We start from the raw sequence: 11,062 nt of genomic DNA, 5'->3' as shown, positions 1-11,062 counted from the left end.
TATTATAAACACAAGTTTAGTTTGTGTTTTTGTCTATATACCAAAACGGACTAAACTAATTTCTATTGACAGCAAATTATATATGCTGGCGAAAAGAAAAACAGTATTCTTCTTTTCGCCAGTTTTGCTTTTATGGTTAGAGAGCTTTTGTTACCTTTGCACATGAAGCCCACCGCAAAGCGATTTCTTCGTTTTTTTGTTACTATTTTGTTACCCACTATTAGTAATAGGTGGGCTTTTGCTTTGATAATCAGAGTTATATTATGCTGTATGTATAATATGTGGCAGAATATATTTAATAGCTGGCAGCTGTGGAAGAAACGGAAAAATGAAGCTATGTCAGAAGTGTCCCGTTCCCGTGCTTGACACGGGATCGCAAAAGAATAGGCCGTATAAACATCCGGTTGATATAGTCTATTCTTTTGCGGCCTCGCTTCAATTACCCCATAATAATATGTGCCTTTTTAGGAGCGATCTTGTATACCAGAGCTGTGAATGCCCAACTGCAAAGGAAGATAAGTACAGCCATAAGAGGTACCTGCAAAGGAATCGGTAATGAAGACGGCCCGATCAACAGGAAAAATGGCCCTACCAGAAAATAGTGTACCATATAAATCCCGAATCCGCATTTTGTCATATTAGCCAAAGCCTTGATGACTATCGGGTTATTGATTACCACTTTCTGTAATAGTAAAAACATAGATAAAGTCAGCAGTAAGACATTCGGACTACAGAATGTAAAATATAACTCCATCTCCGTTTCCGTTGCATTCGGATTTTCGGCAGTAGTGCTGAACCCAGTATATGTTATATAGTAGCCGGCAATAAACATAACGGCGCAGATCAGGAGTGTTTTCGGAAGACTCCAGTTGTTCCCTTCTTTCACATAATGGCCCAGCAGAAGAAAACCGATGAACCCTGCGAAGTAATAGAACATGCCGAATTCATTCCAGGTATCTGTACCGAACAAGTATCCGTCTCTGTTGAAAAGCCAGTTGGATACATATTCTCTCAGGTAGGGGATAAATAAAGAGATGACCCAGATAAGCAGAAATGCTTGTTGTGTCTTCCGGTTATTTTTCCCGATCCAGCCGGAGAAGAAAGGCATGTAAAGATAAAGTCCGATCAACAGGTAAATATACCACATATGATTTTCCTTATGGCTAAAGTTGAAAGGAATCATGGCGACATCCTTTAATGAATCCATTAGGTTCTGTGATTCATGGCCCTGTGTATAGCAGAAGAAATCACCGATGATCTCTTTAGGTAAGCCAAGTACTCCCGTAAACCAGGGGAACATGCTGTATAGTACCGACCAGATGAGAAATGGGAATAATACGCGAAATATCCTTTTCTTATAGAAGGTTCCTAGTGGTTGCTCTTTTACCGGTAACAATAATAATCCGGTCATCATAACGAATAAAGGTACGGAAGGCCGGAAAAGCGAGCCGTAGACAGCAGCCCAGTGTGTGTACTCCGGGATCGCCCTCATGGTTGGTGAAATGTAAAAAGGGTCGATGCAGTGTACACCGATCACCATTAACATGGCTACACAACGAATAACGTCAAGCCAGACAAGCCGATTATCGGCAGCAGGATTTTTGATCATGTGATGTTCTTTTTTTTATGTGCAACAAAAGTAGGATTAAAAGGTTTATGCCCTATCTGAATTTAAGTCATTTTATTGTAATAATCAGTCAGACCAGTATGAAATACTTTATCTATCTTTGTAATCGTATAAAATATGAATAACAAAGAATAAAATATATGAGATTAAGTAATGAATGGTTCACAGCCTTGTCGGAAGATGAAGACGGGCATTTGGTAACAGTAAGCGGACGCGATGAACTGACGGAATTTATCCAGTCCGGTAAATTCAAGGAGCGTGTTGAAATAACCTGGAAATATGAAGGGGATGAGAAAGGAATGCCCATAGACGTACTTGCCGAACAGATGGAGACTGTACAGGAAACTTTACGCAAAGCCATGGAAAAAGATAAACTCTCCATCCTTACCGCTGTTTATACCGGGGCAGGAGAGAAGATATGGGTTTTCTACACTCGTACAGTCCGTGTTTTCGGCGAACGTCTGAACGAGGCACTCGCTCCGTTCGACCTGTTACCTATTTCTATTTATACGGAAGTCGATCCCGAATGGGAAGAGTATCTGGATATGTATGAGATGAAGCAGTGGGCTCTCGATTAAGGCGTGTTTAGCTCTTTTCTGACTAACCAGCTGCCGATGCGCGATTCGGAAATTCCTTCTTTCAACCGATAGCTACAAATGAAACGGTCGTCTTTTATTTCAGATTCCATGTAGTTGAACTGACATGTTTTTTCTGTATAAAAGGCTTCCGCAAGTTCTATGATATGGGTGGAAAGAAGGAATTTGCTTTGCGGATATTTTTTCAGCAGATTGAGAACGATGACCGAAGCCTCATAGGCATCGCGGGCATTTGTTCCCCGGAAGAGTTCGTCGAACACGATGAAATAAGCATCTCCTTCCTTTACTTTTTCCAGTATGCTTTTGATACGTAATACTTCCGCATAGAAATGGCTTTCTCCTCTTTTTAAAGAATCCGGTAAATTGATGGAAGTAAAAATGCCCTTGTATACCGGGCAACGCATATAAGTCGCCGGTACCGGTAATCCGGCGTGAGCTAGCCAAATAACCGACGATAACGCTTTCAGAGTTGTCGATTTGCCAGCCATATTGGAACCTGTGAAAATATTGATATGTTTTTCCTCCAAATGCCAGTCATTACGTACGGCTTGCGGCAAAGCCGGATGGAAAAAGTTGTGTATGACCAACTCTGTGTCGCTGGAATGTAATTCCGGGTAACAAAATCCTTTCTCTTTAGCTATTTGATGCGCGGAACGAAAGGCGTCCAATTCGTATACAATATCAAGTATCCCCCGTACAGCGATTTTTCCCCTATTGCGGAAAATATAGTCGAACTGGTCAATTTCGTAACAAGTTAATCTGGTTTCCTGTTCGGGATTGAAGTGAAAACATTGCTGTCCACATAGGAGCGTATCATCCGGAGCGTTTGCTTGATAATGTCCGGTTGTGCGGACTCTTCTATGGGAGATGAGATCTGGCGTAATTCCCGGATCAATTCGCATAAATATAGGCATCCACGGCTTTTAATATAGTTCCACGGATTTTTCTGCAATTTGTTTTTTAACCATTGGTAGTAGGAGAGGACGCCTAATACGGTTGTGGGGGACGGTTCATTATAATTCAGGTAATATTCGATAAAGTCCAGGGTGTTCCCGTCTATTTCGAAGCTGGGTATTCCACCGGCGCGAATGGATTCGATGCGGTAATGGAGTGTTTGGATATTGTTAACGGGATGGGTAACCCAGTTTTGGAGTACGTTACGGCCGCCTTTAGACTGAGTCTCGGTATAAATACCGGTCAGATCAAATTCTCCGTAGGGATTTTGCGTAACACATAAGTCATTACGGGTCTGTATATCTGTTTCGAGTTTCTTTGTTCCTGTCTGTCCCATTGGACAAAGATAGTTTTGTTTATGAAACTAAAGATACTCCGGGGTAAAAAAATATAAAAGGAGTTGTCTTTGAAAACAACTCCTCCGTGTAAATATATAAACCCTAAAAAATAACTGGCAGATCACCAGGTAATGCTATTGCAATCTGACTAATCTGTAAAGCAATTGCTGGATTGCTTCCTGATAGTCGTCGATAATGGATTGTGAGAATGCTTCAGGGAACAGGTCTCTGTGTTTTTCTACGTAGTTGTAGAAATCTGATGCATGCTTAACGATGTCTTTCGGAGTTTTTGTTTCCGGGATAGAAATTTGAGGTCACCTACCATGGCGTATGTTGTTTCGGTGATTCTGTCGATCACGTCCAGTAAGGAGGCGATGGCTTCATCGAGTGCCATATGTTTGGCATAACTGCCGGTTCCGGTTACGCTCCAGTGAAAAAGTTTGAGACTGCTGTTGAATGAGAAAAGTTCTCCGATAAATGCTGCGATCTCTTTGTTTGAAGTATGGGCCGCTTTTTCTTTTTGTTCTGATTTTACTGTTGTACTCATAATTTTGTTTCTTTATGTTTCGTACTGAATAAACACCATGAACAACAGGAAAGTTTACAGGAATATAAGAAAAAATGTGGAGAAGGTTTATGGTAACAATGTGGTCATAAATGTTGTTTATATAAGGAATATAGATAGAAAATTATGACACAGATAAAATTGAAACGGATATATGAAGATCCGGAACCAACGGATGGCTACAGGATATTTGTAGATCGCTTATGGCCCAGAGGAATGAAAAAGGAAGCTGTACATTTCGATTTGTGGGAAAAAGATATAACTCCTTCTCCAGAGTTACGCGAATGGTTTCATCAGGCACCCGATGAAAGATGGAATGAGTTTGCTGCATTGTATCGAAAGGAACTGAACGGTTCGGAGGCAGCAAAGGCATTTGTGGAGAAGATTGGACAATATCCGGTCATCACGTTACTCTATGCTTCTAAGAGTCCGGACCATAATCATGCGCTTATTCTGAAGACTTTTTTAGATGAGAAAATAAACTCACAAAGCTGAGCTCAATAACTCGGCTTTGTGAGATGAAGAAGTCGCTGCCTCGAGATGAAGAACTCAGCTTCGTGAGATGAAGAAGTCGCCGTCCTGACTTCAAGAGGTTTTCTCCGAGACTTCAGGAAGTGTCCGTCGAAACATCAAGAAGTTTCTGTTGAGACATCAAGAAACGTCCGTCGAAGCTTCAAAGAGCTTCCGCTGGGACTTCAAAAAGTGGGTTATTGTTCCATTAAATAAGATTTGAAAGCATCGAAATCTTTGCAGAGTTCGACACTTTGTTTCGTCCCTTTCATAAAGGCTTGCAACTTGGCCGGAATTTCAATGTCTGCATTGAGGATACGGTCTACTGTTCCTTTGAACTTCGCCGGATGGGCGGTTTCGAGGAAGAGGCCGGTTTCGTCAGATTCGAGTGCATATTGTATCAAAGCCTGATAGCCGCAGGCACCGTGCGGGTCAAGTAGATAGCCGTCGTTTTCATATACATATCTGATGGTGTATTCGATTTCTTCGTCGGTAAAACGGTAGCCGGTGATGTGCTGGCATATTTCATGGTGTTTGTCGCCGTAGATATCGAATAAATCCATGATGCGGGCAAAATTGCTCGGGTCGCCGACATCCATCGCATTAGCTATCGTGGCTACGGAAGGACGCGGGCTGTAAACGCCTGTTCTTAGATATTCAAGGAATACGTCGTTGCGGTTGTTGGCAGCGATGAAGCGTTTAACGGGCAGTCCCATCCACTTGGCAAAAAGACCCGCGGTGATATTTCCGAAGTTCCCGCTGGGGACGGAGATGACCAGGTTATCGGCTTTACCGAGCTTATCCAGCTGTGCGTAGGCATTGAAATAATAGAATGATTGCGGGAGGAAGCGGGCCACGTTGATGGAGTTGGCTGATGTCAGTTTCATGTGGCGGTTCAGTTCGTCATCCATGAAGGCTGATTTTACCAGAGCCTGGCAATCGTCGAAAGTCCCGTCAATCTCAAGGGCGGTGATATTCTGCCCCAGTGTTGTGAACTGGCATTCCTGGATGGGACTGACTTTTCCTTTCGGATAAAGGACATACACGTGGATACCCGGTACACCCAGAAAACCGTTGGCAACGGCACTTCCCGTATCTCCCGAAGTGGCAACCAGTACGTTAACCTGTTTCAGTCCTTCCTTTTGGATGAAATATCCCAGCAGGCGAGCCATGAAGCGTCCGCCGACATCCTTAAAGGCCAGTGTCGGACCGTGGAAAAGCTCAAGGCTGTAAATGTTTTCAGAGACGTTTACCACAGGGGTATCGAACGATAAAGTATCTTTTACGATTTCATTCAACGTTTCCGTTTCGATGTCTTCACCAAAGAAAGCCTGTGCAACCGTACAGGCTATTTCGTGGAAAGACTGATTTTTCATATTGTTGATTGTGCCCTCATCCAGACGGACGATACGTTCGGGCATATACAATCCCTTGTCACCGGCAAGGCCTTTTACTACGGCTTCTTCCAGAGTGGCGAGGGGAGCTTGTTTGTTTGTGCTGTAATATTTCATAATAATTCTTTTAAAAATTCATCTTTTTCCAATACTCCATATTTACCGTTCAGGACACTGAATTCGTCGAAGCAGGTCACTGCATCCGGCTCCTGTCCGGGTTTGTAGATCAGAAAGGGGACGGGGGTATTGGTGTGTGTACGAATCGAACAGGGAGTCGGGTGGTCGGGAAGTACGGCAATGGCAACCGGTTCGTCCCATGTCTGCAACTCTTCATAGATAATGCGGATGGCCCGTTTATCCAGGTATTCGATTGTTCTTATTTTGAGGTCTACGTCTCCTTCGTGCCCGGCCTCATCGCTGGCTTCGACGTGGAGGTAGACGAAATCATTTGTTTTCAGTGCTTCGAGGGCGGCATGCGCTTTGCCTTCGTAGTTGGTATCATATAATCCGGTGGCGCCTTCCACGCTGATTACTTCTAGACCGGCATAAACACCGATGCCGCGAATCAGGTCGACGGCCGAAATAACGGCACCTTTATTGAAACCGTACATCTCCTGCATGGTCTGCATGGCAGGACGATAACCGGGCGACCAGGGCCAGATACTGTTTGCCGGGTCTTTTCCGGCTGCCATACGTTTCCGGTTGACGGGATGGTCTTTCAATATTTCCTGGGATTTCAGAATCAGGTCGTTCAACAGGTCGCAGTCTCTTGTGCTTCCGGTACTTCCGGTTTGACCATCAGCGGGCGGAAGGGGTGGAGGGGGACGTCGTGAGGTGGCGTGCAATCCAGCCGTTTATCGCCTCCTTTGATAACCAAAAGGTGACGGTAGGAGACGCCGGTGTAGAATTTTACTTTGTCGGAGCCTAATTTCTCGTTGAGGAATTGTATTAACTCGTCGGCCTCTTCGGTGGAGATATGGCCGGCCGAATGGTTTTTCAGGATATCTCCTTCGACACAAATGAGGTTGCAGCGCATCGCCATCTCACCCGGTTGAAGGGTGACACCGATGCTTGCAGCTTCCAGTACGCCACGTCCTTCATAAACTTTCGGCAGGTCGTATCCTAATACGGCCATGTTGGCAACTTCGCTGCCCGGATGGAACCCGTCGGCAACAGTTTTCATTTGTCCGGTAACACCCAATGCAGCCAGCTTATCCATATAAGGGGTATCTGCATATTGCATGGGAGTCTTACCTCCAAGTGCCTCAATGGGTTCATCGGCCATGCCGTCGCCCAGGATTATTATACTTTTCATTTCGTATTAACTTAATTCATTTTTTATAGGAGTGAGTCTGTTTATAGTAGCTGGTTGTAACCGATTCCCCTCTTGAGAGGGGGAAGGGGGTGTGTCATATCCTCGCCTATCAACTATCATAATCAGAGTTACTTGACTATTACAGGTTTATTTGCCGTCTGCTTCAGCTGACGGTTTAAAGTTGTTTCTTTCTTTTGGCTTCAGCCACATTTCTCTTAGATAGAAACTTATAAGAAATGTGACTAAAGTCTGGAGAAATAGATAATTGACTAATCCGTCAGCTGAAGCAGACGGCAAATAAACCTGTAACAAAGTCTGTTTTTATTGACTGGCTTTAACACACCCCCTACCCCCTCTCGAGAGGGGAATCGGTTACAACCAGTCATTCCTTTTCTTACCGAATATTGGCTATAGAGATTATATCGGCGAATACGCCTGCGGCCGTTACATCGGCTCCGGCTCCGTAGCCTTTTATTATCATGGGATACTCGTGGTATCTTTCGGTGGAAATCATGATGATGTTGTTGCTGCCTTCCAGTTCGTAGAACGGGTGATGGCTGTCGACTGTTTGCAGGCCGATTTCGCAAACACCTTTATCCATTTTGGCAACGAAGCGGAAACGTTTGCCTTCGGCTTCCAGTTGCTGGCGTTTGTTTTCGAATTCGGCATCCAGTTCTTTCACCTTGCACCAGAAATCGTCGAGCGAACCTTCAAAATATTTATCCGGCACGAACAGGTTGCGTTTTACATCTTCCTGCTCTACCTTGTAACCTGCTTCACGCGCCAGGATGACGAGTTTACGCAATACGTCTTTTCCACTCAGGTCGATGCGGGGGTCGGGTTCCGAGTAACCTTCCTCTTTTGCCATCAGGATTGCCTTGCTGAAAGGTATATCGGCACTGAGCGTATTGAATATATAATTTAATGTACCGGAAAGAACAGCTTCCAGTTTCAGGATATGGTCGCCACTGTTTCTCAGGTCGTTCATCGTATTGATGATAGGCAGTCCGGCTCCGACGTTCGTTTCGAACAGGAACTTGACGCCACGATGGCGGGCCGTTTCTTTTAGTTTGATATAATTGCTGTAAGAGGATGAGGCGGCTACTTTATTGGCGGCTACCACTGAAACGTTGTTGTTGAGCAGCGTTTCATACAGGTCGGAGACAGCCGGGGTTGCCGTACAATCCACAAATACGGAGTTGAAGATATTCATTTTCAGAATCTCTTCTTTCAGATGTTCGGGAGAACTCTCTTCGCCGTTCTTTTTCAGTTCGTCGATACAGTTTTCCAGGTTTAGTCCTTCACGCAGGAAAAGAGCACGTTTGCTGTTGGCGATACCGACAACATTTAGTTTCAGGCCGTTTTGTTCCATCAGTTTAGGTTGCTGGATGCGAATTTGTTCCAGTAAGTTACCGCCTACCGTTCCGACACCAGCAATGAACAGGTTCAACACCTTATATTGTGACAGAAAAAATGAATCATGGATAGAGTTCAGAGCCTTGCGCAGATATTTGAGCTTGATAACAAATGATATGTTTGTTTCGGAAGCACCTTGTGCACAAGCAATCACGCTGATACCGGCACTGCCCAGCGTACCGAACAACCTGCCGGCAATACCCGGCGTACGTTTCATATTTTCACCGACGATGGCGACTGTTGCCAGGTCTTTTTCGGCAACCGTATCGTTCATATCACCCTGGGCACGTTCCAATGCGAACTCTTCATCCAGCACTTGCACAGCCAGGTCGGCGTCAGCGTTGCGGACAGCGAAAGTCGTATTGTTTTCGGAACTGGCCTGTGATACCATAAATACGCTGATACCGCTTTTTGCCAATGTCTTAAAGATACGGTAGTTTACACCGATCACACCAACCATGCCCAGTCCCTGAACGGTAATCAGGCAGGTGTCGTTGATAGAGGAAATACCTTTGATGATGGCTTTTCCTTCTTCTTTTACCTTTTCCTTGGAGATATAAGTTCCCGGCGCTTCCGGATTGAATGTGTTCAGGATACGGATAGGAATATTCTTATGATATACCGGATAAATTGTCGGCGGATAGATGACCTTGGCTCCGAAGTTACACAACTCCATCGCTTCGGTAAACGTCAGCCGGTCGATTACATAGGCTGAACTGATGACGCGCGGGTCGGCAGTCATGAAACCGTCTACGTCCGTCCATATTTCCAAAACGTTGGCATCGAGCGCAGTAGCCAGGATAGAGGCAGTATAGTCGGAACCGCCACGTCCCAGGTTCGTTACTTCTCCGTTTTCCGTACTGGAAGAGATAAAGCCGGGAACCAGCGATACTTTAGGTAGCGGGTTGAAAGTCTCTTTGATGAGCTGGTTTGTCTGTTCGAAATCAACGATATGTTTGTTGAACTGCTTGAGCGTTTTGATAAACTTACGGGAATCGAACAGCTTGGCATCTTCAATGACATTCGACACGATGAGTGAAGAAATGCGTTCGCCGTAACTGACGATTGTGTCGGAAGTCTTGGCAGACAGGTCGTTGATAAGGTACACACCTTTGAAGATATTACCCAGTTCGTCCAGCAGGCTCATGACCTTTTTCTGCACTTCGATGCGCTGCATCTTATCGGGGATAACACCCTGAATCACATCCAGGTGACGTGTTATGATTTCGGAGAACTCCCTTTCGTATCCGACATCCCCTTTGGCAGCCATGGATGAGGTTGCCAGCAACTTATCCGTGATGCCGCCCAATGCAGATACGACAACGATTACAGGCTCTTCAATGGCCTCTACTATCTTTTTAACACTCAAAATACTATTCACGGAACCTACGGATGTTCCGCCGAATTTCAATACTTTCATCGGTATGTATTATTTTAATTGACAGCTGACGGTTGACAACTGACAATATATTTGTAACTAAATTAATTGATAAAAAGAACCGGAAAGAACCGGCATAAAGGATGCAATACAAATGATTGCAACAATGCAGGACGTGGCCGCTGCTCTTGTTTATTTGTAAATTCTAACCCCCCAAGGGGTCATCAATGCCCATGTATAATATGCTATACCTGCAATCATTCTTTTACTTTTCTAGTTTTCATATCTTATTGCAGGGGCAATATTACACATTATTTTTCAAATGCAAGCATTTTTTCAGTAGAAAGTGATAAAATAGTGGAAACTTGATAGGAAAATGGTTACTTGGGATTACATTTTAGATATAGATCGCATCTTGTTCTACATTTTTACGAAAAGCAGGGGTTTGATTTTCGTGTAAACTTATGATATCAACTTTACGATGGAAAATTTTTTCAAGTTCTTCTTGGATATAGAAGTGTGTGAAATAACTAGGTTTTTGCATTTTAATTACTACATCGATGTCGCTTCGGTCATCTTGTTCACCACGGGCACAACTATCAAACAGGCCGAGACGTTCGATCCCGTATTTCTCAGCAAAAGCGGCTTTGAAGTCGCGTAGTTTATTGAGGATTTCCTGGGTAGTTTCCATTTTGACAATCTATTTGCGTTTGTGTAAACAAAGGTATGATTTAGTTTGGATAAAAGAAAGTCCGCCCTGTAGGGGCGGAACAAGATAAATATCAACCCTTTCTACCTTGTCGCACCCCTACAGGGTGCCTCTGGAAGAGAAGGATTCAAGGGGACCCAGGGTTAGAACCCAATGTCATCAATTTAAGGTTCATAGTGCTCTTTTGTAATTAGTTAGAGTATAGTTTTTACAATTGGGCCTTCCTTTCCTTGCTCGTGGAAACTTTCTTCCCGGTCTGA

General features: G+C 44.2%; 9 protein-coding genes and 1 pseudogene. 2 read left to right on the top strand and 8 right to left on the bottom strand.

Features of this window, described 5'->3' with window-relative positions; translation table 11 throughout:
• Window positions 1–439 precede the first annotated feature (439 nt).
• Window positions 440–1,609, bottom strand: a complete 1,170-nt coding sequence (locus DXA15_RS23330; RefSeq protein ID WP_128135626.1) for an acyltransferase — start codon at window positions 1,607–1,609, stop codon at window positions 440–442.
• A 158-nt stretch (window positions 1,610–1,767) separates the two neighbouring features.
• On the opposite strand from DXA15_RS23330, the gene DXA15_RS23325 reads away from it, so the two are divergent.
• Window positions 1,768–2,205, top strand: coding sequence for a DUF695 domain-containing protein (locus tag DXA15_RS23325; RefSeq protein WP_128135625.1), 438 nt, complete (start codon window positions 1,768–1,770; stop codon window positions 2,203–2,205).
• Here DXA15_RS23325 and DXA15_RS27320 read toward each other — a convergent pair.
• The 3 genes from DXA15_RS27320 to DXA15_RS23315 all read right to left on the bottom strand — a co-directional run bounded on the left by DXA15_RS27320 (window position 2,202) and on the right by DXA15_RS23315 (window position 4,062).
• Window positions 2,202–2,891 carry a hypothetical protein gene (locus tag DXA15_RS27320; protein ID WP_233567575.1) on the bottom strand — a complete coding sequence of 230 codons (690 nt, stop codon included), beginning with the start codon at window positions 2,889–2,891 and terminating at the stop codon, window positions 2,202–2,204. The two genes, DXA15_RS23325 and DXA15_RS27320, sit on opposite strands and share 4 nt — an antisense overlap.
• An 86-nt stretch (window positions 2,892–2,977) precedes the next feature.
• Entirely contained in the window at window positions 2,978–3,514 is a 537-nt protein-coding gene (locus tag DXA15_RS27315; protein ID WP_233567574.1) for a hypothetical protein, read from the bottom strand.
• Between the two features lie 239 nt (window positions 3,515–3,753).
• Window positions 3,754–4,062: a hypothetical protein gene (locus tag DXA15_RS23315; RefSeq protein WP_233567573.1), complete on the bottom strand. Its 309-nt coding sequence runs from the start codon at window positions 4,060–4,062 to the stop codon at window positions 3,754–3,756.
• Between the two features lie 144 nt (window positions 4,063–4,206).
• Between DXA15_RS23315 and DXA15_RS23310 the strand changes: the two genes are divergently transcribed.
• Window positions 4,207–4,575 (top strand): DUF488 domain-containing protein, encoded by a 369-nt coding sequence (locus DXA15_RS23310; RefSeq protein ID WP_128135624.1) that lies wholly within the window; start codon window positions 4,207–4,209, stop codon window positions 4,573–4,575.
• A gap of 212 nt (window positions 4,576–4,787) precedes the next feature.
• Here DXA15_RS23310 and thrC read toward each other — a convergent pair whose 3' ends face one another.
• The 4 genes and pseudogenes from thrC to DXA15_RS23290 form a co-directional block, all read right to left on the bottom strand.
• Window positions 4,788–6,101 (bottom strand): threonine synthase, encoded by a 1,314-nt coding sequence (gene thrC, locus DXA15_RS23305; RefSeq protein WP_128135623.1) that lies wholly within the window; start codon window positions 6,099–6,101, stop codon window positions 4,788–4,790.
• A pseudogene (locus DXA15_RS23300) lies at window positions 6,098–7,299 on the bottom strand (cofactor-independent phosphoglycerate mutase). The gene thrC and the pseudogene DXA15_RS23300 overlap by 4 nt, the downstream one beginning before the upstream one ends.
• Window positions 7,300–7,693: 394 nt before the next feature.
• On the bottom strand, window positions 7,694–10,135 hold the full coding sequence (gene thrA / locus DXA15_RS23295) for a bifunctional aspartate kinase/homoserine dehydrogenase I (protein WP_128135622.1): 2,442 nt from the start codon (window positions 10,133–10,135) through the stop codon (window positions 7,694–7,696).
• A gap of 355 nt (window positions 10,136–10,490) precedes the next feature.
• On the bottom strand, window positions 10,491–10,784 hold the full coding sequence (locus DXA15_RS23290) for a nucleotidyltransferase family protein (protein WP_128135621.1): 294 nt from the start codon (window positions 10,782–10,784) through the stop codon (window positions 10,491–10,493).
• Window positions 10,785–11,062: the final 278 nt, after the last annotated feature.

Origin of the sequence: Parabacteroides sp. AM58-2XD, assembly GCF_003463685.1 — a bacterium.
In the GTDB taxonomy this organism is placed as follows: domain Bacteria; phylum Bacteroidota; class Bacteroidia; order Bacteroidales; family Tannerellaceae; genus Parabacteroides; species Parabacteroides segnis.
This window is presented reverse-complemented; position numbering and strand designations above follow the sequence as displayed.

Bases quoted from the DNA above. Each gene is read 5' to 3' on its own strand.
- DXA15_RS23330 (WP_128135626.1), bottom strand. From the start codon at position 1,609: ATGATCAAAAATCCTGCTGCCGATAATCGGCTTGTCTGGCTTGACGTT.
- DXA15_RS23325 (WP_128135625.1), top strand. From the start codon at position 1,768: ATGAGATTAAGTAATGAATGGTTCACAGCCTTGTCGGAAGATGAAGAC.
- DXA15_RS27315 (WP_233567574.1), bottom strand. From the start codon at position 3,514: ATGGGACAGACAGGAACAAAGAAACTCGAAACAGATATACAGACCCGT.
- DXA15_RS23315 (WP_233567573.1), bottom strand. From the start codon at position 4,062: ATGAGTACAACAGTAAAATCAGAACAAAAAGAAAAAGCGGCCCATACT.
- DXA15_RS23310 (WP_128135624.1), top strand. From the start codon at position 4,207: ATGACACAGATAAAATTGAAACGGATATATGAAGATCCGGAACCAACG.
- thrC (WP_128135623.1), bottom strand. From the start codon at position 6,101: ATGAAATATTACAGCACAAACAAACAAGCTCCCCTCGCCACTCTGGAA.
- thrA (WP_128135622.1), bottom strand. From the start codon at position 10,135: ATGAAAGTATTGAAATTCGGCGGAACATCCGTAGGTTCCGTGAATAGT.
- DXA15_RS23290 (WP_128135621.1), bottom strand. From the start codon at position 10,784: ATGGAAACTACCCAGGAAATCCTCAATAAACTACGCGACTTCAAAGCC.